Origin of the sequence: Arthrobacter sp. CAN_A214 (genome assembly GCF_015751955.1) — a bacterium.
Classification (GTDB): Bacteria; Actinomycetota; Actinomycetes; order Actinomycetales; family Micrococcaceae; genus Arthrobacter_D.
Genome location: NZ_JADOUU010000001.1, coordinates 153418 through 178758, shown reverse-complemented (window position 1 = coordinate 178758; position 25341 = coordinate 153418). Strand labels below are relative to the sequence as shown.

The following is a 25341-nucleotide window of genomic DNA, read 5'->3' as shown; positions in this document are numbered from 1 at the left end:
GCTGTCTCCGTCGCTGCTTCACTCACTGCGGATCACCACATTCCGGTACGCGCCGTTGCCTGCCACAAGTTCTGCATGTGTGCCCTCGGCCTGGACACGGCCCTCGTCGAGGAACACGACGGAATCCATGACCCCGAGCAGAAGCGGGCTGGCCGTGACCACCACCGTGGTCCGGTCCTTCCGCCCCCTCGCGTCCCGGAGCCGCGCGGCGATGCGCGCTTCGGTGTGGGCGTCGACGGCACTCGTGGGCTCGACCAGTATCAGGGTCTCCGCCTCGGTCAGGAACGCCCGGGCCAGCACCAGCCTTTGTCGCTGGCCTCCCGAGAAGCCGCGGCCACGTTCGGTGACCTCATGGTCGAGGCCGTCATCGATTCCCTCGAGGATGTCGAGCGCGCTCGCTGCATCGAGGGCGCGGAGCACGGCGGCGTCGTCGTGCCTTTCGTGAGGGTCGAGCTGGGAGCGCAGCGAACCGGTGAAGAGCTGCGGACCGGCCTCACTGACCACGATCCTGCCCCGGATCTCCTGCAGCGCCACGCGGCGCAGGTCGGCGGCACCCCACCGCACCCGTGCTTCCTCGAGGACATGGTCCTCAAATCGGCCAAGACGGCTCGCCACCTCCGCCGCTGCCCCAAACTCCGATACCAGAGCGGTAAGACGCCCGGGCTGGACGGTCAGGCCGGTGCGCTCGTCGAACAGGGCGGAGCCCGACGGCGGAGCGGGGGCCGGAGTCCCGTCGTCGGAGACATTCGGCTCGACCCGCAGGACCGTGATGATCTTCCTGGCTCCCACGGAGGCCCGGATGAAGCGGGCGACCGCGTCGGCCGCCGCGCGGATGGGGGTCATGAGGAACACCGAGAACCCATAGAGCGCCACCAGTTCGCCGGGGCTGATGACGCCGTCGAGAACGAGGTTCGCTCCGACCCAGGTGAAGACCACGCTGAACGCACCGGCAATGAACACCTGGGATGCCTCGAGGTCCGCCAGTGAGCGGGCCACCCGCATTCCCGCATCGCGGGTTGCGGCCGACTTCGCACGGTAGCGGTCGACGAAGATATGCTCCCCGCCGATCCCGCGCAGAACCCGCAGGCCGGCCACGGTGTCGGCGCCAACCGCCGTCATCCTGCCCGATGCCTCGCGCTGCTCCCGCTGCCGGGCCTGCATGGGCTTCACCACGAACAGCAGCAGGGCGCAGCAGACAGGCACGCCGACGAGCACCAGCACGCCCAGCATCTCCGAGGTCTGCCAGATCAGGACGGTGACCACCAACCAGGCAGCGACGGCTCCGGCGAGGCGCGACAGTACTTCGAAGACCTCGCCCAGCCGGAAGGCATCCGACGCTGCGGTGGACACCACCTCGCCCGTCGACAGCGAACTGGGCAGGGCTTCACCGGTCCTCGTGATCTTGTGGCCGACAAGCTGCGCGGAGCGGAAGGCGGCCTGCATCCAGTTGCTGACGGCCGCCCGGTGGCTCGCCGTATCCGCCGCTGCCTGGACCACCATGAGCACGAGCAGCCCGGAGACCCACTGGGCGAGCGCGGTCGGATCTCCGGCGATGATCCCCCCGTCGATGGCCCGACCCAGGAAAAAGGGCATGGCGGCCTGTGCCGCCATCAGCACGGCGCCGAAGAAGATCCCTGCGCACAGGGTCCCTTTCTGCTTCGAGGCAAGCCATGCGAGGTACCTGGTGGGCGAGGCGATGTTGGGAGGGCCGGGATCGGGGTAGGGGAAGACGCGCACGAGAGCCAATCCTAGACGCGATCCCGCCAAAGCGATAGAGGTTTCCCAATCACTCGAGAACAGCTGCCCACGGCTGAATCATTCGTTTTTCTACACGCGCACGAAGTACCTTTAACAGGTGTTGAAGACCGCGCTCAAACCCCGATGGATCCTCTTGTTGATCCTCGCGATGGTGATCGCCTCGGTCTTCGTGTTGCTCAGTCAGTGGCAGCTGTCCTCGTCACGCAGTGACGGCCCGCCGGCTCCCTCCGTCACCGAGTCCGTTCAGCCCCTGACCGACGTCCTCCAGCCCGGAGCGCCGTTGACAGCTGCCGCAGCCGACCAGCTCGTGTCCTTCGACGGGAGCTTCGTGCCGGGCACACAGATTCTCGTCCAGGACCGGGTCCGCGGGGAGGACACCGGACTGTGGGTGGTGAGCGCCTTCGAGGTCGAGGGTGCACGGATGGAGGACGAGTCCGCAGATGCAGGGGACGATGCGGCACCCGTGATCCCCGTGGTGCTCGGCTGGGTCCCGGCCGCCGACGCCTTCGACGCCGTGAGCGTCCCTGACGGGCCGGCGCGGGTGGAAGGAAGGCTCCTTCCCGGAGAAGGGCCGGTGGCCCAGCGCACGGTGGAGAACCAGGTTCCCACGCTCGCGTCGGCCGAACTGACGAATATCTGGGACCGCCCGACCTATTCGGGATTCGTGGCGTCCAACGAGATTCGACAGGCCGACGACGTCGTGCCCGTCCAGGCGCCGCTCGAAACCGTGGAAGTCGGCCCGCAGCCGCAGGACACACCCGTCAACTGGCTGAACATCTTCTACGCCATCGAGTGGTTCGTCTTCGCGGGCTTTGCCTTCTTCCTCTGGTGGCGCCTGGTGGCGGACGACTACCGCAGGAGCCTCGAGGACGAGGGAGACGAAATCCCGAACGATGCGGAGCCGGACCAGCCGGCACTGACCGCAGCGGACCCGAGCACATCGACATCAGGAAGTGGAATCAAGAGTGAGTGACCCGGTTACCGAAGGAAGAGCCGACCGCCGGCAAGCAGGCGGGCCCGCGACCGAGGCCGCGAAGAAGCGCCGATTCGGAGGAACGCACGCCCAGATCCGGTCCGCCCTGAGCTTCTATCGTGTGCTGGCCTATGCCACAGGCGTTATGTTGCTCCTGGTGGTCGTCGAAATGATCGCGAAGTACGGATTCGGCTCGGAAATCGTTGCCGGGGGAGGCGCGGCACTGCAGCTTCTTCCGGAGGCAGAGGCGAACCTGTCATCGGGGTTCAACCTCTCCACCGCGGTCCTGATCGTGCACGGCTGGCTCTACGTGGTGTACCTGATCGCTGATTTTCGTCTGTGGCAGTTCCTGCGGTGGCCGTTCACCCGCTTCCTGCTCATCGCGCTCGGCGGGGTGGTGCCCCTGCTCTCGTTCATCGTCGAGAAGCGAATCCACCGGCAGGCGGAAGCAGACCTCGCCGCCCACCCTGAAGCGGCCCAGCGGTACTGACCCAGCGCGCCGGTTCCAGCGCGGAACAAGGTGCGGCGCGTGCGCCCTTCCGACTATTGTTGACGGGTGACTACCCCCGCCCCCACCCCTGAACACCGCCCGGTCCTCGTCGTCGACTATGGTGCTCAGTACGCCCAGCTGATCGCGCGGAGGGTGCGCGAGGCCGATGTCTACTCCGAGATCGTGCCCCATACCCTGAGCGCGGAACAGATCCTCGCCAAGAATCCGGTGGCGATCATCCTGTCCGGTGGACCGTCGAGCGTGTACGCCGACGGTGCGCCCCGCGTGGAGCCTGAACTGTTCGACGCCGGTGTGCCCGTCCTCGGCATCTGCTACGGCTTCCAGGCCATGGCCGCCGCCCTCGGCGGCACTGTGGCGAAGACTGGCCTGCGCGAGTACGGCTCCACCGATGTCTCCTCCTCCGGGAACGCCCGCTCCATCCTCGAGGGAACTCCCGAGCATCAGAACGCCTGGATGAGCCATGGGGACAGCGTTCAGGCCGCCCCTGAGGGATTCGACGTCCTGGCCAGCACGGCAGGTGCCCCGGTAGCGGCCTTCGCGCATGAGGGCAGGGGCCTGTACGGGGTCCAGTGGCACCCCGAGGTGAAGCATTCCCGGCATGGCCAGCAGGTCCTCGAGAACTTCCTGTTCAAGGGAGCCCGGCTCCATCCGAACTGGACCACCCGCGACATCCTCGAGGAGCAGGTCGACCGCATCCGCGAGCAGATCGGGGACGCGCGGGTCATCTGCGGCCTGTCAGGCGGAGTGGATTCCGCCGTAGCCGCCGCACTCGTGCAGCGTGCGGTGGGGGACCAGCTCACCTGCGTCTTCGTGGACCACGGACTGCTGCGCGAGGGCGAAGCCGAGCAGGTGGAGCGCGACTTCGTCGCCGCCACCGGAGTTAAGCTGTACGTCGCGAACGAGCAGGAACGCTTCCTCGACGCGCTCGCGGGCGTCTCCGACCCGGAGACCAAGCGGAAGATCATCGGTCGTGAATTCATCCGCGCCTTCGAAGAGGCCGAGCGGGCCATCATCTCCGAGGCCGAAGCCCACGGCGAGAAGATCCGGTTCCTCGTCCAGGGGACCCTCTACCCCGACGTCGTCGAGTCAGGCGGCGGCGAGGGAGCAGCGAACATCAAGAGCCACCACAACGTGGGAGGGCTTCCGGAGGACCTGCAGTTCGAACTCGTCGAGCCGCTGCGCACCCTGTTCAAGGATGAGGTGCGGGCTGTCGGAGCGCAGCTCGGACTGCCTCCGGAGATCGTGGGGCGCCAGCCGTTCCCGGGGCCGGGGCTCGGCATCCGGATTGTCGGCGACGTGACGCGGGAACGCCTGGAGCTCCTCCGGAAGGCCGACGCCATCGCCAGGGCGGAACTGACCGCCGCGGGGCTCGATTCCGAGGTCTGGCAGATGCCAGTGGTGCTCCTTGCCGACGTCCGCAGCGTCGGCGTGCAGGGCGACGGACGGACCTACGGCCATCCGATCGTGCTGCGTCCCGTCTCCAGTGAGGACGCGATGACCGCCGACTGGTCACGGTTGCCCTACGACCTCCTCGCCAGGATCTCCAACCGGATCACCAATGAGGTCGACGGCGTCAACCGGGTGGTGCTCGATGTCACGAGCAAGCCTCCGGGAACCATCGAGTGGGAATGATCTGCTCCTGACCGGGGCAAAACCGGTGGCGGTACCACGCGTTGCTATCCGACGCCGCCGTCCCTTGATCGGATAACTTGGAGGATGGCCGATCCGGCCGAAATCAGTGCGTAACCATGCAGGGAAGAGGACAGCTGTGCCGGAGCAGGACCGTGGGGATGCGGCGGAGGATTTCCTGCTGCCGTGGCTTAATTCGATGGGCCCGCAGGCAACCGGTGACACGCTGCTGCATTTCCGTCCGTCGGCCGGCACGAGCATCGACCTCACGCACGCGCATCCCTCCGGGCTCGCCCAATTGCTCGCAGGGCGGCGCACCCGCCTTTCGACACTGCTCCGTGATCCGGTGCAGTACAACGCAGCGAAGGCCGCTGCCCGCGCCCTCCGCGCCAAGATCTTCGAGCTCGGCACCGAGCGGGGCATCGACGTCGGGAACCTCGCTGCCGGAACGGCGTCCTGGCGCTCCGTCGACGGCGCCGGACGGTCCGAAACGCTCAACGCCCCGGTGCTGCTGACCGGTGTCTCACTCACCGTGCACTCGTCCCAGGACGACTATGAACTGCAGATCACCGAACAGGCACGGCTCAATCCGGCCCTCGTCCGGCACCTGCGGACCGTCCAGCACATCGACGTCGACGCAGAAGGGCTGGCCAGGCTCGCCTACGGCACGGCCCGGCTCGACCCCTACCCCGTACTGGAGCGTCTCCGCCAGCTGGCCGACGGCGTGCGAGGAATGTCGGTGGAGCACCGGATTCTCGTGTCCACCTTCGCGGACCTGGCGAAGACCGCCGACGACCCGGCGGTGCACCCCGGCCACCCGGTCCTTGCCGCTCTCGTAGCCGCGGCGAGGGAGGGCGACAGGACAAGCGGGACGACACCCGCTTTCCGTGCGGCGGAGAGCTTCCCTCCCTTCGACGAGCGGTCCCCCGGGGACGAACTGCTCATCCTCGACGCCGACAGCGCCCAGCAGGAAGTGCTCGACCAGATCGGCGCCGGCACCTCACTCGTGGTCTCGACGCCGCCCGGGACGGGCCAGACCCAGACGGCACTGAACGCCGCCGCACTCCTGGCCTCGCAGGGCAAGCAGGTGCTGGTCGTGGCCGAGCGGCGCGGAACGCTCAACGAATTCGTTCAGGACCTCGACGCCCTCGGGCTCGGTTCCCTGGCGCTCCAGGTCGGCGAGAACATGCCTACCGGGCAGCTGAAGGACGCCGTGGTCCGCTCGATCGTCCGCAACGAGAAGGCGACGGAGCCGTCGCTGGACAGCCTGCACCAGACACTCGTGGGGCACCGCCACCAACTCCTCGAGCACGTGCAGTCCCTGCATAACATCCGCAGCCGATGGGCTTGCTCGCCGTACCAGGCGATGCAGTCCCTCGCCGGACTGACGGCGCTCGACCCCGCGCCGTCCACCACGGTCCGCCTCAAACGCAGTGTTCTCGACAGCATCCCCGACCGGGCCGAACTGACCTCGAGACTGCAGCGGGCCGCGGAGCTGGGCAGTTTCAGTGAAGCCGCCACCAGAAGTCCCTGGTATGGCGCCCAGTTGTTCAACCGCAGCGAGACCGAGCATGCCTACGAGCTCTCGGCAGGGCTCGCGAAGGACATCCCGGAGCTTCGGGCGAGGGTGCTGCACGTCGCGGAGTACTCCCATATCGCCCTCGGGAAGACCTTCACGGCGTGGGGGGAGCAGCTCGATCTCCTGGTCGCGGTCCGGGCCAGCCTCGACAAGTTCACGCCCGACATCTTCGACCGCCCGGTGACGGACCTCATCTCGGCCACCGCGCCGTCGTCCTGGCGGCGCGAGCACAGCATCGAGATGAGTTCGATGACCCGCTCGCGGCTACGCCGGGTGGCCAAGGAATACATCCGGCCAGGTGTGCACATCGCTGACCTCCACTCATCCCTGGTCGACGTGCAGCAGCAGCACACCCTCTGGACGCAGTATGCGACGACGGAGCAGCACCCCTCGGTGCCCACCGGCCTCGCGGAACTCAACAGTTCCTATCAGGCCGTGCGGTCGCGTCTTTCGGAGCTGACCGGGATCCTGAGGACCACGCAGACCAGCCCCGACCTTCCTGCCTGCGGGCTCGACGACCTCGAGCGTATCCTCGCGGAACTGGTCGCGGACAAGGGAACGCTCCAGACCCTCCCGGAACGCACGCTGTTGCTGAAGGAGATGCGTGAGCGAGGGCTGGGGGACCTGCTCGACGACCTCGCGGAACGGGAAGTGGACGGAGCGGAGGTCGGGCCCGAGCTCGAGCTGGCCTGGTGGCAGTCCGCGCTCGAGGCGATGATCAGCGGAGACGATTACCTCGCGATGTCCGACGGCGACAGCCTCCGCAGGCTTGAGCGCGAGTACCGGTTGGCGGACAGCGCGCATATCGCGTCGGGGGCGTCCCGGCTGCGCTGGAACCAGGCACAGCTCTGGAAGGACGGCATCGCGGCCTACCCGGAGGACGCCGGGCGGCTTCGCAGTTCGCTCCGGGAAGAGTTCCTCACCCTTCGGACCCTCGCCGATCTTCCCCCGACGCTGGTGTCGGCCCTGCTGCCGGTCTGGGCCGTGAGTCCGCTGTTGGCTCCCGCCGTCCTGCCTGCGGGGATGATCTTCGACGCCGTCCTGGTGCTCGACGGTGAGTCGGTTTCGCTGCAGAGCGCTGTGTCATCCATCGCACGTGCCCGCCAGGTGGTCGTCTTCGGTGACGAGCAGGTCGCAGCACCAAGCCGGTTCAGCATCGAGATCGAGTCGTCGAGCCGGCCGGGAGCATCCGAGCCGCTGCCCAGCGCGTTCGGTGCCTTGCGCGACATCCTGCCGGCCCGGGCCCTCACGGAGGTGTATCGGGCCGTGGACCGGAGCCTCAGTGATTCCCTGAGCGAGTCGTTCTACGAGGGACAGCTCTCCCGGTTGCCGCAGGCCTCCGAGATCTCCGGACTCGGCCGCGGGCTCGTCGTCGAGTACTTGCCGAACGGGACCGGCATGCCGAGGTCCGACGACGACGGCGTGGAAAGCGTGGCGGTGGAAGTGAACCGTGCGGTGGACCTGGTCTTCGAGCACATCCGGCAGCGCCCGGAGTCCACGCTCGCCGTGGTGACGGCAAGCACACGCCACGCCGCACGCGTCGGGGAGGCGATCCGCCTCCAGATGGCGGACTACCCCTGGGCTGCCGGCTTCTTCACTCCCGGACGGGAGTCCTTCAGGGTGGTTCCGGTGGACCGCGCGGCAGGCCTGGTCCGTGACGACATCATCTTCTCCCTGGGATTCGGGCGCACTCCGCACGGCCGGGCGCTGCACGGCTTCGGCCCGCTCTCGGCTCCTGATGGCCGGCAGCACTTCGTGATGGCCATGACCCGAGCCCGACGCCGGCTGCATGTCCTTACCTGCTTCCAGCCCTCCGACCTCGATCCCACACGGCTGGCGGCCGGCGCCCTGGACTTCTTCGAGCTTCTCCAGCGCGAGCTGGGGGAGCCGGTAGAACACCGGCCAACGGCGTCGAGCCCCTCCAACGCGGACCCATTGGTCGCCGACCTCGTGGACCGGTTGCGCTCCCGGGGGGCCGCGGTGTGGGACCACTACGACGGCGTCCTCGATATTGCAGCGGTGAAGCCGGCCGGGGGAAGCCGGCCGGGCGGCCGGTCCAGTACCCGGACGGCCAGGGTTCCCCTCGCCGTCGAATCGGACGGCACCTCGCGGTACGGCACCAGGACGGTGCGTGAACGGAACCGGTTGCGGCCCCAACTGCTGGAGCGCATGGGGTGGAGCTACATGCCGCTGTGGACCATCGAGGTCTTCACCGATCCGGACGGTTGTGCCCAGCGGGCAGCCGAGGTCCTCGCCCTCGAGCCTGTCGAGGCCCTGGACTCCCCGCGGAACGGCCGTCCTCCGCGGCCCGAAGCACCGGAGGAAGGACTCCTGCCCGCTCTTGCCGCCGAGGACGACGCGCGGCAGTGGGGCGACCGCACGGAAGATCGGGACAGCTGGTTGAGGGAGCAGCGTCCGCCGCACTGGGACTAGGGCCAGTGCCTAGCCTCCGCCGGTGAGCACCAGATAGACCTCGCCGGAGCTTGCCGAACCTGCAAGGGCCGCGGCATCCTCCGGCGGCGCAGCCACCACCACCAGCCCGGCCTGCGGGTCGGCGCCGGGCCAGGCCTGCTCCGCGCCCGCCACCGACTTCCACAGCACAGGCAGCCCGCTGGCGAGGACGGTGGTGTCGGCAGCCACGTCGTAGCCGTTGCCGGTGGTGAGCACTACGTCGACCAGCTGTCCCGGCGCCAATAGCTGGACCGTCGATTCGTCAGCCGGACGGAGCGGTACCGCAACCGTTCCCGGAGGGGTTCCCGCGAGGAGCCCGACACCCAGGAGCACCGTATCGGTCAGGATGTCTCCCTTGCGTAGTGGAGCGGCGACCCGCTGGCCGAGCAGGGGCTCGGCGGCAACGAAAGCCGTGCCGGGAATTACCTCGGGAGGCAGATGCCGCGTGACCAGATGGTCCTTCGTCAGGACGGTGCCGACGGGAACGTCCGTCGCTGCTGCCATGACCGGCGTCGTGCCGTTCGAGTCCTGCAGGAGCGCCTCGACGCATACCCCGGCCGCCGCGCACAGCAGCAGCGCGGCAACCAGGCGCCGGTGCCGAAGGGCCAGGCGCCGTAACGGCAGGCCTCTGGTGGTGCGGCGATCTGATGCTCCGGCGGTGCGCATGAGCCAACGCTAGGACCGCCCGGCATCGAAGGGAGTTTCCGTCCCGGCTATGTGGACAGAGCGGAAAAGATTTCGGAACGCCTAGGAGGCTTGCTGTCCTGCAGGAACGGACGTCTTCGAATCCGGGCGGGCGGCAGGCGCCGGAGCGGGCTTGGTGCCATCCCCCGTTGCAGGCGAGGACGCGGTCGTATCCTTCCCCGCTCCCTTCGCGTCGGCAGAACTGGCGGAACCCGGTGCGGTTCCTGCTTCAGAGGACGACTTCGTGTCCCGGGAATCATTGCGGTAGAACCCGGAGCCCTTGAAGACGACGCCGACACTGTTGAACTTCTTCCGCAGGGTTCCCGAGCACTCCGGGCATACCGTCAGCGAGTTGTCGGAGAAGGACTGCTGGATGTCGAAGGCGTGGATGCAATCCTTGCAGGCGTAGGCATATGTGGGCATGGGTCCTCCTGGGCATTCTTTCGGGTGGCCTGTGCGTCTCCCGGATCCGCTGGATCGGAAAGCAGTTTAGCACTCTGCACGGGTGAGTGCTAAGTCTACACCTCCCGGGCTGCACTCCCCGGCGGTCGGAGATCAGTGAAGCCTGACGGGGTGAACACCGCAGGAAGGGGTACATCGAACGGTTCCACCGGAAAGGAGCCCTCAGGCAGTAGTTCGTGGTCGTGAACCACTCCCACTAGTTCGGCCGCGGGGTTGGCGGCACGCAGTCCCGCGAGCATGCGGTCGTAATACCCCCCGCCCTGACCGATCCGGTTGCCGCGTCGGTCGATGGCCAGGGCGGGGACCAGCACAAACCGCAGTTCCGGCAGGGCTTCCATCGGCCGGCGCGGTCCGAGAGGCTCCAGGAGGGGGCCGAAGCGCGATTTCGCCAGGGGCACGCCGGGGAACCAGTCCACCCAGGTGAGCCGGCGCTCCGCCTCGCACACCGGAACCACGATCGGATGGCCCGCCGCATGCAGCTGGAACAGCAGGTCCGTCACCGGAGGCTCGGGCGGAAGGTCGAGGTAACCCGCCACCAGCACCTTCCCTGTCGAGGCGGCAGTACCCTCGAGTTGCTCGAGGACCGTGGCGGCAAGATTGCGGGCGACTGTTGCACGCTCCGAGGCGGGCAGTGCCAGACGGCGGGCGCGGAGGGCGGTGCGGGCTGCGGGTTTGTTGTCCCAAATCTCGTTCTTGAAGCTCATTTCTCCATTGTGTGCGCCGCTGATGAATTTACCGCACCGTTATGTAGTGTGGATGCCATGACCTCGCGAACTCCAGTAACCAAGGCCGTCATTCCAGCGGCAGGTCTTGGCACCCGCTTCCTCCCGGCAACGAAGGCGATGCCCAAGGAGATGCTTCCAGTCGTCGACAAGCCGGCCATCCAGTATGTGGTGCAGGAAGCCGTCGACGCCGGGCTGTCGGACGTCCTGATGATCACCGGACGGAACAAGCGCGCTCTTGAGGATCATTTCGACCGCGTTCCGTTCATCGAGCAGACTCTGGAAGCCAAAGGCGATCACGAAAAGCTTGCTGCCGTCCGTCGGCCCTCCGAGCTGGGGGACATCCACTACCTCCGGCAGGGCGATCCCAAGGGACTGGGGCATGCAGTGCTGCGTTCCAAGCTTCACGTGGGCAACGAACCCTTCGCTGTGCTCCTTGGCGACGACCTCATCGATGAACGTGATCCGCTCCTTGAGACGATGATCGCGGTCCAGGCGAGGACCGGCGGATCGGTGATCGCGCTCATCGAGGTCGATCCCGCGCAGATCAGCGCCTACGGATGTGCCGATATCACCGAGCTGGAGGGTGAGGAGTACGTCCGGGTCAATCAGCTGGTCGAGAAGCCCGCAGTGGATGAAGCGCCGTCGAACCTCGCTGTGATCGGTCGTTATGTGCTGCACCCGCGCGTCTTCGACGTCCTCGAGACCACCGGTCCCGGCCGGGGTGGGGAGATCCAACTGACGGATGCGCTCCAGACGCTGGCAGCCGCTGACGGTGAGGGTTCAGGAGTATACGGCGTCGTTTTCCGGGGCCGCCGGTACGACACCGGAGACAAGCTGAGCTATCTGAAGGCAGTGGTGACCCTTGCCTCTGAACGCGAGGACCTGGGACCTGACCTCCGTGCATGGATCAAGGAATTCAGCGCAGGCATCTCCAAGTAGCCAGCGATGTGGTCGGCAGGGAGCTGGCCGGTGACGCTGGCCGCAGGGGACATCGGACTGCGGCCCATCCGGCATCGTGACCGCAGCGAGTGGACAGCAGTCCGGCAACAGAACGTGCAGTGGCTAGCGCCCTGGGAGGCATCGAACCCCGATCCCGGAGGCTATCTCCCCACCTACCACGAGATGGTCCGTGCACTTTCCCGGCAGGCGCGGACCGGGGTGGCACTTCCCTTCGTGATCACGCGGAAAGTGCAGGATTCCGCCCCGCAGCTTGTAGGGCAGCTGACCGTCTCCGGAATCCTCTACGGTTCGGCCAGGACGGCGACACTCGGATACTGGGTCGATTCCCGCTGTGCAGGCCGGGGAATAGTACCGACCGCCGTGGCGCTGGCGACCGACTATTGTTTCTGGAACCTCGGACTGCACCGCATGGAAATCAATATCCGGCCGGAGAATGCGGCAAGCCTCCGCGTCGTGGAAAAGCTGGGTTTTCGGGACGAAGGACTCCGGCCACGCTATCTTCACATCGCCGGCCAGTGGGCCGATCACCGAAGCTTCGCGCTGACGACCGAGGACATTCCGCAGGGCCTGTTGAAGCCATGGTTGGAGCGGCAGGCCCGTCGGTCCTGAGCCGCCCTCCGGGCAGGACAGCCCCTCCAATGTCCTGCCGACACGCCCGGCGTAATGCTGGCAGGATTTCCGTTCTTCTCCTAGCGTTCTATAGGTGGACTTCTCTCTGGATAGCTCGGTTGTACTGGCGGCGGTCGTCGGTCTCTGGCTGATCTGGGTTGCGCCTTTTCTCCTGCGACGTGCCAGATCCGCAGGAGGCCTTGTCGCAGTTCGCCGCAGGTCAGGACGGCCTGCCCATTCCGACCCTCTCGCCGGGAACAACACTGACCGAGGGCGCAGCCAGGAGAGCACCATGGAAATGACGGGCACAGACCAGAGCAGCAGCGAATCCTTCGGGCACCGCTCCCCGAAGGGCAGCACCGCCCTTCCCGGGAATTCGCCGGCTGCAGAGACGGCGACCGCACACGAACGTCCTGCGACGAAACCTCCAGGAACCCGGCCGACACTCCCGGCATTCAACGTCCGCTACGGAAGGGTTGCCCTGGCGCTTGCAGGAATCCTCGGTCTGCTGGGCGCCGTCATCACTTTCCCCTTCGCAGCGTTCGGCGTTGTCTCAGCAGCCTGGCCCGTGCTCCTGGGAGTGCTTGCGGTGTCGGCGATCGCCCTTCTTCGGATACTGGCGGTGAGGAACAGGCATGCCCGCGTGAACCGGGCATTCGCCGAAGCGATGTGGCCGGAACCCGCCAGGAATACGACCTACGAGACCATAGCGGCCGGGCCCCCGCGGGAACTTCCCCGGGTTGGCCGCAAGCCCGACGTTGCGCTCTTCGACGGAGAACAGCCCACGCCGCCCGCACCGTCCGCACCGCCCGAAACCGAACCCTCGCTCGCCGGTCCGATCCATCCCGACACCGGTACGGGCTCTCCCCGAGACCGGCACGAAGAGGAACCGCTGCGCAATGGACCGGAAGCGGGTCCGGAGCGGAACAGCGGCACCTTCGCCGGCATGCGGAGTTCCACCTGGCAACCGATCGATGTTCCCCGTCCCACTTATGTTGATGCCGCCAAGGCCGAGCGCTCCGCCCCGGTGCCGCTGGAACTCCCGGATGCCCCGAAACCGACCGGACGGACCTCCTTCAAGGAAAGTGCAGCAGCACTGGCGCCGGGGAAGCCCTCCAGCACAGCCGATGAACCGGCGAACCCTTCTCCGGTGGGCAAGATCAACCTGGACGACATCCTTCAGCGGCGCCGGGCCTGACAATCCGGACCATGTGGCACGGCGACAGCAGGAATTTCCGGAGGGTGGGCGGCAGACCCGTGAGCGGGACGATCGTGAACTGCTGGAGACGTCGGCGGCGCAGGCACTCCTGACCGCTGCGCTGGCGTCCATGGGATATGTCCTGCACAGCTGGTCCCTCCTGCAGGTTTCCCACCGTCCCGGCGCAGGAGTAACGGGGGTCTACTCGGTCGAGGCCGGATCAGGCACCCCCGCCCCTGCTCCTGCTCCTGCCCCCGAGTTTCTCTGCATTACGACGGCGGTGGTGCCGGTCGGGGCACCCGGGGTCGTATCGCTGTCCGGCCCCCAACGGCAGACGCTGTTCGCCTGGGCTCACCCTGGGGATCCGCTCCTGCCCGGTCTTGCCTGGGCAACGGACCCCAAAGCGGTTTCCCCAGCGCTTTTTCCGCCGCCGGACGGCTGCAGGATCGACCGCCGCCCGGTGAGCCTTCGAACCGCGAGCTACCGGCCATTACGCCGGGCGGTTCTTGTTGCAGAGCACGACGGTGAACGGCGGTACCTCAAGGTGCTGCGCCGCGGACAGGCCGGGGCCATGGGGAACAGACACCGACTCCTGCGCGACGCCGGCGTGCCCGCTCCCGAGTTGGTCGACGTGCCCGGCGAAGACGTGGTGGCGATGCATGCAGCGGCCGGCCGGCCGCTTGCTGAGTTGCTGATGAGGGATGGTGCGGCGGAAGTGGCTCCGCAGGTGCTGGTGAACCTCCTCCAGGAACTGCCGGAGTCGGTCCTGGATCTGCCTCGACGCCTCCGTGGAGCGCGCGGGTGCGCAGCTACGGCGAGGGCGCGGCCGCAGTGCTTCCGTCCGCCGCGGGACGAGTCCATGACCTGTCGGCGGCCATCGACGATCTGGTCCGTCGGACCGACCCCGGGCCGATGGTGCCCTCGCATGGGGATTTCTATGAGGCGAACCTGTTGATGGCGGGAGGGCGGGTCTCGGGACTGCTCGACGTCGACGCGCTGGGTCCCGGACATCTGGTGGATGACCTTGCCTGCTTCCTGGGGCACCTCGCGGTGCTCCCTGCAGTCAATCGACGGTATGTGCACGCACCGGCCGCGCTCGAGCACTTCGGGGATGCCTTCGAACGCTGCGTGGAGCCGGCAGCGCTGCATGCCCGGGCCGCCGGTGTGGCCCTCACCCTTGTCGCGGGGGCGAAGCGCCGAACCGCCGACGGGAGTGAGGCGCCCGGATGGGCCGAAGATGCGCGTGCACGGCTCGATGCCGCGGCAGCACTTGAGGCGAGGGCCCGCCGGCTGCTGCGCTGAATTCACGAATCACTACACCTGGGGCTGGGAGGCCAGCCGGTAGCCCATGCCCCGGACCGTCGCGAAGCGTTCAGCACCGAGTTTGTTTCGCAGGTACCGGACGTACACGTCGACCACGTTGGAGCCGGGATCGAAGTCATAGCCCCATACTCGTGAAAGTAGCTGTTCCCTGCTGAGAACCTGCCCCGGATTCCTCAGGAACGCTTCCGCGAGCGCGAATTCCCGTGCGGACAGGTCTATCTCCCGGCCGTCCACGAGGGCGCGGCGGGTGCGGAGATCCAACTGCAGGTCGTGGTGCGAGAGCACACCGGTGGGAGACGAGCCGTTGTCCTGGCGCAAGCGCAGGCGCACCCTGGCCAACAGTTCCTCGAAGCGGAAAGGTTTGGCCATGTAGTCGTCCGCCCCGCCCTCGAGTCCCGCCACGGTATCGTCCACCGAACTGCGCGCCGAGAGGATGATGACGGGGATGTCGTTCTTCGACTCCCGGAGCCGGCGCAGGACGGTGAAACCGTCCTGGTCCGGAAGACCGAGGTCAAGGATGATGAGCTCGAATTCGCCGGTCTGCCCCAGGTGGTAGCCGTCCCTGCCGCTGATGGCCACGGTGGGCGCATATCCCGCGGCTTTCAGTCCCTTGGCAACGAAGGAACTGATGCGGTCCTCGTCCTCGATGATCAGAATCCGGCTCATGCGTCCTCTTTCGGTTGTGCTGCTACCGGGGTATGGGGAAAGCTCAGGGTGAAGGTCGATCCACTGCCGGGGGCCGACTCCAGCTCCACGGTGCCACCATGGGCGCGGACGATCGCGTCGACGATCGTGAGTCCGAGTCCCGACCCCTCTGCGCGCTTGCTGTTCGCTCCGCGGGTGAACCGTTCGAAGATCCGCTGCTGGTCGGCCTTCGGGATGCCGACCCCTTCATCGCGTAGCCACAAGCGGAGGCCTTCGGGCTCGAGGCGGGAACCGAGGGTCACCGTGGAGCCTTCGGCGGAGAACTTCACGGCATTCGCGGCGAGCTGCAACCAGGCCTGGGTGATCCGGCGCTCGTCGATCCGGAAGAATCCTTCGGCACGGGAATCGACCGCCCACCTGCGGGGTCCGAGCCCCCGGACCTTGTCGAGGACCTCGTCCGTCAATCGCCCGATGTCGGAGGACTCAGCGCGGACGAAATCCGGGCGGGAGCTTCCCGCAAGGGTCACGAGGTCGTCGACGAGGAAGCGCATGCGTCCAAGCTCGTCGAGCGCCACTCCCCGGACCGCGTCGACGTCCGCGCGATCGGACGAATCCTGCAGTTCGAGGTGGCCCTGGACGATGGTGATGGGGGTTCGCAGTTCGTGGCCGACGTCGTCGAACAGTTGCCTTTGGGAGGTGAAGGATCCTTCCAGGCGGTCGAGCATGGCATTGATGGTGCGGGTGAGGTCGGAGAGGTCGTCGTTGCCGGTGACGGCGATCCGCTGGGACAGGTCCGAGTCGCTGATCTGGCGCGCGGTGTCCCGCAGGCGCCGGACCGGCTGCAGCAGGTTTCCCACCAGGAGCCACCCGACGACGCCGATGAGCAGCAGCGTGCCGAGGCTGATGAGGGCGAAGGTGCCGAACGTCTGGTCGAGCTGGGATCTCTCGGCCTGCGTGTCGAAGGCCAGCACAAACACCGTGGGTTGCGGATCCTGTCCCAGTTGCACAGGAACGGTGACTGCGCGGTAGGTGGCGCTCGACGTCGTGAAGGTGCTGATCCGCACCGTGGGTGAGTCCGCCTCGCCGGCGACGGCACTGACCAGTTCGGGGTCGTTCTCGAGGCGGACGTTCACCGATTCGTTCGCCAGGAGGATGGCCTGGCCGTCCCGCACGCCCATCATGCCCTCGTTCGGTGCGGGTAGGGTCCGCTGCATCACGAGGTACACCAGCTGTTCCGCCTCGACGAATCCGGTGCCGGTATCGGGGTCGATCCCGGTATCGAGGAGTGTCTCGAGTTCGCCGAAGCTGCGCGACAGGGAGCCGTCCATCTCGGCGTCCAGATTTGCCCTTTCGAGGGCGTAGGCGGCGGTTCCTGCCACGAGGAGGCCGAGCGTCGACAGCACCAGGACGGCGCCGAGAACACGTGAACGTACCGTCCACTGGCCGGCCAGGCGAAGAATCGACCGGCCGATTCCACGGCGGGGGCCGTCGCCGGCGGATTCGGAACCCGGGGCGGAGGACCGCGGGGAAACGGGGATGTGCGGAGCCGGGCTTTGCGCTGCGGGGCTCTGCGCTGCGGGGGGTTGCAGTGCGGCGGGTTGCGGTGCGTGGCTTTGCGGTGCGGCGGACGGGGAGCCGTCCGACTGCGTCGTCGAGGCCTGCGGCGGGAAGGACGGCGTGGTCCTGGTGAGCGGGGGTGGCACTGGTGGTCGGAACGGCGGTGCTGCCGGAGGAGCCCCCTGCCGGTACGGCAGGCCCGCATCGACAAGGGGGAGGGGTTGCGTCTTTTCAGTCATCGTCGTCGGAGTCGCTGCCCGAGTCGCCGAAGTCGTCATCCTCGTCGTCGTCGTCGAGCAAGGGAGGCTGTGCCGGGACGACGACGGGCGGCGCCGGCGTCGGCGCAACTGTGGGAGCGGGCTCCGGCAGGGGTTCCGGCAGCTGCGATGGTTCCGGAGGGGTCGGAGGCACAGCGGATTCGGGAGGCACAGTGGGCACCGGAGACGCCTGAGGTGCCGGTGCGCCGGGAACGGACGGCGAAAGGGCGGGCGGGGCGGCAGACGGCAGTGCCGGCTCGGGACCCGTGCCGGTCATTACGACGGCGGGGCCGAGGTCCTGCACCGGCGGCTCGCCGGCGGCACTGAGAACTGTTGCCCCACACGCCACGGGCAGGCCGACGGCGAGAGCTCCGATGAGCCACTTGTTTCCCGGGAATGACTTCATGACGTCCAGTATGGCCGTCCTTCATGAGACGGAGATGAGAATTACGGCGAGGCGGTGGCCGTGGTGTCCATCCTCAGGACCGGTGTGTCGTCGGCGTCGTCGATACTGAGATCCACCTGGATCCGGGCGAATTCCGCGAGGGATCCGGCATGCGTGCCACCGCACGGGATGCTCACTACTCCGCCCGGCAGGCTGCATTCCCAGTGCCGGCGGTCAGTGAGCAGACTGCCGTCGTGCCGAACGGTGATCGGGCCACCGGACTCCACCCACTGTTCGAGGAGCCGGTTGACCGACGCACAGACTGCACCCGGGTCGAGGCCCTCACTGACGAATCCCTTGCGCCGAAGGGAGCGGCCCAGACGGTAGGTGTCGGTCGAGGAGTGCTCTCCGATGCGTGAACCGTCGATGGCGACGGCGTCGAAGTTGGGGGAACCGAGCGGGTCGGCGGGAATGTCCTTCCTCCATCGGTCCGCGACGGCTGCGTTGAGGGCGAGTGAGGCGAGATGGCATGCGGTGTGCCCCGCGGACACAGCGCGGCGGTAGGTTTCATCCACTTCCACCGAGGCCGGAGCGCCCTCGTGGGGTGGTTCGCCGGCGATCAGGTGCGCCACCACGAAGGACCAGCCGTCCGTTCCCTTCCGGACCGGCACGTCGGATCCCAGGAACAGCGCCGTCCCGTCGGTTGCGCCGACCACACAATCCTCGATGGCCATCCGGCGCCCCCCGGATACCATCACGGCGCGGTCCGCACCCTGGTCGGGCCAGGCGGCGTCGACCGGGTGACAGGCCGTTTCCGCCAGCAGCACGGCCGACCTGCCGTCCGCGAGTTCCTCGACATGGAGGACGGTCGACGACGACGCCACGGCTCCTGCCGCGTAGGTCACCGTGGTGTCGATCGCGGGAAGTGTCATGGCGTTCCTTGGGTGAGTACGAGTTTCTCGAGGAGCGGCTGGGTACGGTAGGGGATGTGTTCATGCAGGGCGAGCACCGTCTCCGTGCGAATCACACCCTTGATGCGCAGGACCGAGCGCAGCGCGGACTGCAGGTGATGGGTATCGGAGGCTGCGAGCCTGCACCAGAGGTCGCCCCGTCCGGAGATCTCGTGGACCTCGAGCACCTGGTCGAGCTTCCGCAACGAGCCGATCACCCCGTCGAGCTCGCGGTGCAGGACCTCGATGGTCACGAAGGCCACCACGTCGTAGCCGAGGGCCTCGAGGTCCAGCTCCCGGCCGTTGTCCCGAAGGATTCCGGTCCGCATGAGGCGCCGCACACGGCTTTGAGCGGTGTTCCGCGCAATACCGAGGAGGTCGGCGAGTTCGCTGATCTGGATCCTGGGGTCCCGGACGAGCTCCAGCAGCAGCCGGGTGTCGAGGTGGTCCAGATTGCTCATGAAGCTCACTTTCCGGGAAGTGCCTGCTCTTAAGTTGCGGGAAATGCTCATTCCAATCATAGGGGTGCGCCGTGGAACGGCCGTAAGCCCCATGCTGGGAAGGCAGGTGCAGCCGCCTGCCCGAGACGGCGGTCCTCCAGCATGCCCGGCGTCTGAGCCTGAACCGGGCAGGCCCTCCAGAACGAGTTCGAAGGAAAACGGATGAGCGTCCTGAACGAACTGAGAATGCAGCCCTCCGTCGCCGGACGATGGAGCTGGGACGCCTCCCTCGCCGCCCGCCTCGCGCTCGCCGTCGTCGTCATTTCCACCCTGCTCATCGGCGCCAACCTCGCCACGCCGCTGTATCCCCTCATCCAGGCCGATCTCGGTCTCTCCCCGTTCGCCGTGACCGTGGCCTTCTCCTCGTATGTCGTGACCCTGGTGGTCGGGCTTCTGCTCGCGGGCCACTGGTCGGACCATATCGGACGCCGGGCAGCGCTGGTCCTCGCCGTCCTGCTGGGTTTGGCAGGTGCTGCGGTCTTCGCCGGGGCTTCGTCCCTCGGAGCGCTCGCGCTCGGGCGTGCGCTGCAGGGCGCGGCCGTTGCCCTCGCCACCGGGGCCAGTTCCGCCGCGCTGCGGGACCTGCTGCCGCACCGCCCCGACTGGGCATCGCGCTTCACCCTGCTGGCCTCCAGCGGGGGAGTGGCGGCGGGCCCGGTCATCGGCGGGTTGATGTCCCTCCTGCCGGCGCCGACACGCACGCCCTTCCTTCTCTATCTCGTTGTCCTTGCCTGCCTCCTGGTGCCCCTGTTGTTCCTGCGCGCACGGCCCGCCATCAAGGCCGCCGCGGAGGCCCGGCCACTGACGGCACTGCGCCCGATGCGGCCGGCCGTCTCCCGGGCGGCCCGACGGGCCTTCTGGACGGCGTCGTCGGTGGGATTCCTGAGCTTCGCCGTGTTCGGTTTCACCCTGAGCCTTGCACCGACGTGGTTCGCGGGGATCGCCGGCACAACTTCACGGCCCGTTCTCGGACTCCTGGCGGCCCTGGTGCTCGCCTCGTCCGCAGCGATCCAGCTGGTGTCGCCGCGGGGCCGGTTCGTGGTGCCCCTCGGACTGGCCGCGATGGCAGGGGGAGTTGCGCTGTTGCCGGTCGCCGAGGCGCTCGGAAGCCTTTCCCTCCTGGTCGCCTGCTGCGGAGTGGCCGGCGCGGGACAGGGCATGGCCTTCCGCGTGGTCTTCAACGAGGTGGCGCTCAAGGTGGAGCCCTCGCTCCACGCGCAGGTCATCAGCGCCGTGTACGTTCTCTCCTACCTCGGGAGCGCAGTGCCCGTCCTCGGACTCGGAGCCGCAGTGGGGGTGTGGGGGCTCGACGCATCCATGGGTGGGTTCGCCGCTCTCATAGCCGTGGCGAGCGCGGGCCTGGCCGGAGCCTCCCTGTTCGCGCGCACCCGCAAGGCAACGGAACCGTAGGCTGGTGCCATGACCTCACCTTCAGGCCCGTCGCACACGGGCGTCGTCGTCGGGCTCGACATCGGCGGGTCCAAGACCCACGGCGTGCTGTGGCGGGATGGCGGGAAGGCGGCGGAGGCAACATCGGGCAGTGCGAACGTCCAGAACGTCACGCCGGTCGAGGCTGCCGCGAATCTGCTGTCGCTGTTCACCGCACTCGGGAGCCCGGCGGTTTCCCGGGTTGTCGCCGGCTCCGGTGGAGTGGACACCCCCGACGACGTCGAACGGCTCCGCGCCCTGATCGCGCCGCACGCGCCGGGGGCGAGCATCGAGATCCTCCATGACACCCGCCTGATCCTGGCTGCGGGACGTGCGGTCGAAGGAATCGCCGTGATCGCCGGAACCGGATCGGTTGCGTGGGGTGTAGCGGAAGGGAAGGAAGCCCGCTCCGGCGGCTGGGGTTACCTCCTGGGGGACGAAGGCAGCGGATACTGGGTGGCACGTGAAGCGGCCCGCGCCACGCTGCACCGCGCCGACCTGGGCCTGGAGCCGGACGAACTCGGGCGCCTCGTCCTGGAACGCAATGCACTCGCGTCCCCCACGGGACTGATCGGGCTCTTCCACTCGAGCGCCGGGCGCGGCCATTGGGCCTCACAGTCCTCACTGGTGTTCCAGGCCGCGGACCTCGGCACGCCGGCGGCCGTCGGCATCATCGGGCGCGCGGCCGATGCGCTCGCCTCGCTCGTCCTCGATGTCGCATCGGTGATCGGGAGCAAGGGGCCCGTCATCATCGGAGGCGGCCTCGCCGTGAATCAGCCACTCCTGCAGGAGGCACTACGCGGGACGCTCCGCGGGCACGGCTTCGACGACGTCGTGTTCCTGACCCAGGACCCGGTGATGGGGGTTGAATTCCTGCTCCGACGGTGAGTGGGCCTCCACACGGATCGGCGGAATACCCGGGCATGTCACCAATACCCGGCCTCCATCGCGCCGAACTGGGGGTTAGACTCGAACAACTGATCGGTTCCACTGACCGCTGCCGCGAAAGCCGGCACCGCTGACCATCAGGCCGACCCTCCCCGTGCGGGAACCGGCCGCGGGCTCGCCCGTCAAGCTCCTGCCACGAAAGGCAAGGCTGTCATGACTTCCTCCTCCCGTACCGGTGATCCTGGCGCTCCACGGACCGATCCACCACGGGATGCACCACGGGATCCGGTATCTGATCCGATGATCCAGTTCCGCGGCGTCACCAAGACCTACGCAGGCACACAGCCCGCCGTCGACAACCTCAGCATTGCCATCGACCGGGGAGCCATCACCGTCTTCGTCGGCCCGTCCGGCTGCGGCAAGACCACCTCGCTGAGGATGATCAACCGCATGGTCGAGCCCACCTCGGGCACCATCCTGCTGGACGGTGCAGATGTGCAGGGGCGGAAGGCCGCCGAGCTCCGCAGGTCCATGGGGTACGTGATGCAGTCCTCCGGCCTGCTGCCGCACCGCTCCGTCCTCGACAACATCGCCACCGTTCCGCGGCTGAACGGCGTCCCTCGACCCGAGGCGCGGGCACGGGCTGCGGAACTGCTCGACGTCGTCGGGCTCGCCCCGGTTCTCGGAAAACGTTACCCCGGAGAGCTTTCCGGTGGGCAGCAGCAACGGGTCGGCGTCGCGCGGGCCCTTGCCGCGGATCCACCCGTACTACTCATGGACGAGCCGTTCAGCGCCGTCGATCCGGTGGTGCGCGGAGAGCTGCAGCAGGAGCTCCTGCGGCTGCAGCGCGACCTCGCCAAGACCATCGTCTTCGTCACCCACGACATCGACGAGGCAACGGTCCTCGGGGACAAGGTGGCTGTCTTCGCGGTAGGCGGGCGCCTCGCCCAGTACGCAACCCCCGAGGAAATCCTCCGGGCGCCCGTCGACAACTTCGTGGCGGGCTTCGTCGGTCGCGACAGGGGCTTCCGCCACCTCTCCTTCCAGGACGGCACCGGCGTTCCGATCCACCCCATCGAAACGATCGAGGTGGAGCGGCTCGGCGATCCCACCGTCAGCGTGCGCTCGCCGTGGACCCTTGCCGTGGACAGCGAAGGACGCCCGCACGGCTGGGTTCCCCAGGCGCGGCGTGCCGACGTCACATCCCAGGCCGAGGCGGTTCCCGGCGGATCCCTCTACTCGCGCGGGGACACGCTGCGGCGCGCCCTCGATGCCGCGTTGTCGTCGCCGTCGGGCCTCGGCGTGACGGTCGACGACGACGGCCGCGTGGTCGGCGTCGTCCGAGCGGGCGAGGTGTTCGAGCTCATCGAGCAGGCCCGGCTCGACCGCGGCCGCGCCGACCACAACACGGCGGTGTAGCCATGGACTGGTTCCTCGCGAATCTCGACTTTCTCTGGCGTCTGACCGGCCTGCACCTGTTCCAGGCGATCCTGCCGATCGTGCTCGGAGTGCTCTTCGCCGTGCCGCTGGCGCAGCTGGTCCGCCTCAATCGCACCGCGGGAGCCGTGCTGCTGACGGTGTCCTCGATCCTCTACACCATCCCGTCACTTGCCATGTTCGTGTTCCTTCCCGTGATCCTCGGGACGCGGTCCATCAGCATGGTCAACGTGGTGGTGGCGCTGACCATCTACGCGTTCGCCCTGCTCATCCGCTCCACCCTCGACGCCCTCAATTCCATCGACGACGGCGTCCGGCAGGCCGCAGTCGCCATGGGCTTCACGCCCCTCCGGCGGTTCCTCAGCGTCGACCTTCCCCTGTCGATCCCGGTGCTGATCGCCGGCGTCCGGGTCATCTCGGTCACCAACATCTCACTGGTCAGCGTGGGCGCACTGATCGGTGTCCAAAGCCTCGGCACGCTCTTCACCGATGGGCTGTTCCGCTCGTTCCCCACCGAGATAGCGGTCGGAATCCTCATCACGCTGCTCCTCGCGCTGATCATGGACCTGGTGCTCGTGGGACTCGAGCGGTTGCTGACGCCCTGGGCCCGAAGGGCGAAGGCCGGCGGTCCGGTGACTGAACCGGCTCCCGAGCCGGCCACTTCCGGTATCCACGGGGCCGGTGCCTGATGGACTACTCGAGCGACAACCTCTTCGTCCAGATGGGGGAGTGGCTGACGTCGCCGGACAACTGGTCGGGCCCCGCCGGCATCCCCACCCGGATCGCCGAGCATCTCGGCTACACCGCCCTGACCCTGCTGATCGCACTGGCCATCGCCGTGCCGATCGGTCTGTTCGTCGGGCATACCGGCCGGGGACGGGTGCTGATCGTCTCCGGCGTCGGCATCCTCCGTGCGCTTCCGACGCTCGGCATCGTCTTCCTCTTCGTGCTGCTCGCCGGCCGGGGACTGATGCCTCCCATCTGGGCCCTCGTGCTCCTCGCTGTTCCTCCGCTGCTCGGCGGCGTCTACGCAGGGATCTCCTCGGTCAGCCGCTCAGTGGTCGACGCCGCGCGGAGTATGGGCATGACCGAGTGGCAGATCCTCACCCGGGTGGAGGTGCCCAACGGAATGCTGGTCATTTTGGGTGGTGTGCGGGCGGCGGCGCTCCAGGTGGTGGCAACCGCCACGGTGGTGGCTTTCGTCAAGGCCGTGGGGCTCGGCGTGTTCCTGGTGGAGGGAACCCAGCTCGCCGACTACGGCCGGCTGTTCGGTGGCGCGGTGGTCATCGGCGTCGTCGCCATCGCCGTCGACGCCGTCATGGCACTATTGCAAAGATTTGCCGTCTCACCGGGCCTGCGCACGTCGCCGACTCCGGTACGACCCCAAGAATCTGGCCGGCAACAGGCCGTCGCCAGTGCACAAGGAGGAACAACATGACAAACCTGTCACCAAACCGCGCCCGACGGCGCGCCTTGATGGGACTGGCTGGCGGCTTGACGGCCGCGCTGGCGTTGACTGCCTGCGGTGCCAACAGCGACCCCCAGGGGGAACCGGAAGACACGGCCGCCGCAAGCGGCTCGGTTGTTGTCGGTTCAGCTGATTTCCCCGAGAGCCAGGTCATCGCCGAGATCTACGCGGGTGCCCTCGATGCCGCCGGCGTCGAGGCCACCACGCGGCTGGGAATCGGATCCCGCGAGATCTACTACACCGCTGTCGAAGAGGGCTCGATCGACATCATTCCCGACTACAGCGGAAACCTGCTGCTGTTCGCGGATCCCGCCGCCACCGCCGCCTCCGCCGGGGACATCATCAGTGCTCTGCCCGAGGCGCTCGCAGCGAGGTCACCGGAAAGCGATCTCGGGGTGCTCGAGCCCTCGGAGGCGGAGAACAAGGATTCACTCGTCGTCACTGCCGCCACGGCTGAACAGTACGGTCTCGAGTCGATCGCCGACCTCGCCGAGGTGTGCGGCGAAATCACGATCGGTGCCCCGAGCACGTTCCAGGAACGCGCGTACGGACTGCCCGGCCTCGCCGAGAAGTACGACTGCGTGCCCGGCAGCTTCGAGGCCATCAATGACGGCGGCGGTGAGCTGACGCTGCAGGCGCTGCTCAATGACAATGTCCAGGCGGCCGATATCTACACCACCACGCCGTCCATCCAGGACAACGACCTCGTGGTGCTCGAGGATCCGGAGAACAACTTCATCGCACAGCAGGTACTTCCCCTGGTGAACCTCGACACCGTGGGGGACGAGGCAAGGGAAGTACTCAATAATGTCTCGGCCGAACTGACCACCGAGGATCTGCTGAGCCTGAACCGCGAGGTCAGCGGCGATGAGAAGCGCAATCCCGCCGACGCTGCCGCCGATTGGCTGGCAGAGAAGGGCCTCGCCGGCTAGGCAGGACCCGACGATCCCCTCCTTCGGAGGGG

At 67.7% G+C, this 25341-nt stretch carries 24 protein-coding genes; 15 read left to right on the top strand and 9 right to left on the bottom strand.

Annotated features, from left to right (window positions below; translation table 11 throughout):
* Window positions 1-18 precede the first annotated feature (18 nt).
* A complete protein-coding gene (locus IWX65_RS00775) occupies window positions 19-1737 on the bottom strand; it encodes an ABC transporter ATP-binding protein (RefSeq protein ID WP_196880577.1) in 1719 nt (572 codons plus the stop codon).
* 154 nt (window positions 1738-1891) lie between these two features.
* Here IWX65_RS00775 and IWX65_RS00770 point away from each other — a divergent pair, with 154 nt between their 5' ends.
* The 4 genes from IWX65_RS00770 (at window position 1892) to IWX65_RS00755 (ending at window position 8883) form a co-directional block, all read left to right on the top strand.
* Window positions 1892-2731 carry an SURF1 family protein gene (locus tag IWX65_RS00770; protein WP_334683567.1) on the top strand — a complete coding sequence of 280 codons (840 nt, stop codon included), beginning with the start codon at window positions 1892-1894 and terminating at the stop codon, window positions 2729-2731.
* Window positions 2724-3221 (top strand): DUF3817 domain-containing protein, encoded by a 498-nt coding sequence (locus tag IWX65_RS00765; protein WP_196880575.1) that lies wholly within the window; start codon window positions 2724-2726, stop codon window positions 3219-3221. The genes IWX65_RS00770 and IWX65_RS00765 overlap by 8 nt, the downstream gene beginning before the upstream one ends.
* A 66-nt stretch (window positions 3222-3287) precedes the next feature.
* Entirely contained in the window at window positions 3288-4874 is a 1587-nt protein-coding gene (guaA, locus tag IWX65_RS00760; RefSeq protein WP_196880574.1) for a glutamine-hydrolyzing GMP synthase, read from the top strand.
* Window positions 4875-5070: 196 nt separating this feature from the next.
* Window positions 5071-8883, top strand: coding sequence for a DUF4011 domain-containing protein (locus IWX65_RS00755; RefSeq protein WP_442859151.1), 3813 nt, complete (start codon window positions 5071-5073; stop codon window positions 8881-8883).
* A gap of 9 nt (window positions 8884-8892) precedes the next feature.
* Here the strand turns inward: IWX65_RS00755 and IWX65_RS00750 are convergent, their stop codons facing one another.
* The 3 genes from IWX65_RS00750 to IWX65_RS00740 form a co-directional block, all read right to left on the bottom strand.
* The gene (locus IWX65_RS00750; protein WP_196880572.1) at window positions 8893-9567 is read right to left on the bottom strand and encodes an RcpC/CpaB family pilus assembly protein; all 675 of its coding nucleotides are present in this window, start codon (window positions 9565-9567) and stop codon (window positions 8893-8895) included.
* Between the two features lie 81 nt (window positions 9568-9648).
* On the bottom strand, window positions 9649-10008 hold the full coding sequence (locus IWX65_RS00745; RefSeq protein WP_196880571.1) for an FmdB family zinc ribbon protein: 360 nt from the start codon (window positions 10006-10008) through the stop codon (window positions 9649-9651).
* Window positions 10009-10103: 95 nt separating this feature from the next.
* On the bottom strand, window positions 10104-10751 hold the full coding sequence (locus tag IWX65_RS00740; RefSeq protein WP_196880570.1) for a 5-formyltetrahydrofolate cyclo-ligase: 648 nt from the start codon (window positions 10749-10751) through the stop codon (window positions 10104-10106).
* 57 nt (window positions 10752-10808) lie between these two features.
* Between IWX65_RS00740 and galU the strand changes: the two genes are divergently transcribed.
* The 5 genes from galU (at window position 10809) to IWX65_RS17610 (ending at window position 14841) form a co-directional block, all read left to right on the top strand.
* Window positions 10809-11711, top strand: coding sequence for a UTP--glucose-1-phosphate uridylyltransferase GalU (gene galU / locus IWX65_RS00735; protein ID WP_196880569.1), 903 nt, complete (start codon window positions 10809-10811; stop codon window positions 11709-11711).
* A 6-nt stretch (window positions 11712-11717) separates the two neighbouring features.
* Window positions 11718-12341, top strand: a complete 624-nt coding sequence (locus IWX65_RS00730; protein ID WP_196880568.1) for a GNAT family N-acetyltransferase — start codon at window positions 11718-11720, stop codon at window positions 12339-12341.
* A 292-nt stretch (window positions 12342-12633) separates the two neighbouring features.
* A complete protein-coding gene (locus IWX65_RS00725) occupies window positions 12634-13539 on the top strand; it encodes a hypothetical protein (protein ID WP_196880567.1) in 906 nt (301 codons plus the stop codon).
* 13 nt (window positions 13540-13552) lie between these two features.
* Window positions 13553-14494: a hypothetical protein gene (locus IWX65_RS17615; RefSeq protein ID WP_334683566.1), complete on the top strand. Its 942-nt coding sequence runs from the start codon at window positions 13553-13555 to the stop codon at window positions 14492-14494.
* Complete coding sequence (locus IWX65_RS17610) at window positions 14404-14841, top strand: phosphotransferase (protein ID WP_442859150.1); 438 nt, start codon at window positions 14404-14406, stop codon at window positions 14839-14841. The genes IWX65_RS17615 and IWX65_RS17610 overlap by 91 nt, the downstream gene beginning before the upstream one ends.
* Before the next feature lie 12 nt (window positions 14842-14853).
* On the opposite strand, the gene IWX65_RS00715 is transcribed toward IWX65_RS17610, so the two are convergent.
* The 5 genes from IWX65_RS00715 to IWX65_RS00695 are packed head-to-tail and all read right to left on the bottom strand — an operon-like array spanning window position 14854 to window position 19117.
* On the bottom strand, window positions 14854-15528 hold the full coding sequence (locus IWX65_RS00715; RefSeq protein WP_196880566.1) for a response regulator transcription factor: 675 nt from the start codon (window positions 15526-15528) through the stop codon (window positions 14854-14856).
* Entirely contained in the window at window positions 15525-17303 is a 1779-nt protein-coding gene (locus IWX65_RS00710) for an ATP-binding protein (RefSeq protein ID WP_196880565.1), read from the bottom strand. The genes IWX65_RS00715 and IWX65_RS00710 overlap by 4 nt, the downstream gene beginning before the upstream one ends.
* Window positions 17296-17727, bottom strand: coding sequence for a hypothetical protein (locus IWX65_RS00705; protein WP_196880564.1), 432 nt, complete (start codon window positions 17725-17727; stop codon window positions 17296-17298). The genes IWX65_RS00710 and IWX65_RS00705 overlap by 8 nt, the downstream gene beginning before the upstream one ends.
* Window positions 17728-17768: 41 nt before the next feature.
* The gene (locus IWX65_RS00700; protein WP_196880563.1) at window positions 17769-18638 is read right to left on the bottom strand and encodes a metal-dependent hydrolase; all 870 of its coding nucleotides are present in this window, start codon (window positions 18636-18638) and stop codon (window positions 17769-17771) included.
* Entirely contained in the window at window positions 18635-19117 is a 483-nt protein-coding gene (locus tag IWX65_RS00695; protein WP_196880562.1) for an Lrp/AsnC family transcriptional regulator, read from the bottom strand. Before IWX65_RS00695 ends, IWX65_RS00700 begins: the two co-directional genes overlap by 4 nt.
* A 201-nt stretch (window positions 19118-19318) precedes the next feature.
* Here IWX65_RS00695 and IWX65_RS00690 point away from each other — a divergent pair, with 201 nt between their 5' ends.
* The 6 genes from IWX65_RS00690 to IWX65_RS00665 all read left to right on the top strand — a co-directional run bounded on the left by IWX65_RS00690 (window position 19319) and on the right by IWX65_RS00665 (window position 25309).
* On the top strand, window positions 19319-20566 hold the full coding sequence (locus IWX65_RS00690; protein ID WP_196880561.1) for an MFS transporter: 1248 nt from the start codon (window positions 19319-19321) through the stop codon (window positions 20564-20566).
* Window positions 20567-20575: 9 nt separating this feature from the next.
* A complete protein-coding gene (locus tag IWX65_RS00685) occupies window positions 20576-21472 on the top strand; it encodes an N-acetylglucosamine kinase (RefSeq protein WP_196880560.1) in 897 nt (298 codons plus the stop codon).
* A 300-nt stretch (window positions 21473-21772) separates the two neighbouring features.
* Window positions 21773-22891, top strand: coding sequence for an ABC transporter ATP-binding protein (locus IWX65_RS00680; RefSeq protein WP_196880766.1), 1119 nt, complete (start codon window positions 21773-21775; stop codon window positions 22889-22891).
* Between the two features lie 2 nt (window positions 22892-22893).
* Entirely contained in the window at window positions 22894-23598 is a 705-nt protein-coding gene (locus tag IWX65_RS00675; protein WP_196880559.1) for an ABC transporter permease, read from the top strand.
* On the top strand, window positions 23598-24347 hold the full coding sequence (locus IWX65_RS00670) for an ABC transporter permease (protein WP_196880558.1): 750 nt from the start codon (window positions 23598-23600) through the stop codon (window positions 24345-24347). The genes IWX65_RS00675 and IWX65_RS00670 overlap by 1 nt, the downstream gene beginning before the upstream one ends.
* Window positions 24344-25309, top strand: a complete 966-nt coding sequence (locus tag IWX65_RS00665) for an ABC transporter substrate-binding protein (protein ID WP_196880557.1) — start codon at window positions 24344-24346, stop codon at window positions 25307-25309. Before IWX65_RS00670 ends, IWX65_RS00665 begins: the two co-directional genes overlap by 4 nt.
* Window positions 25310-25341 lie beyond the last annotated feature (32 nt).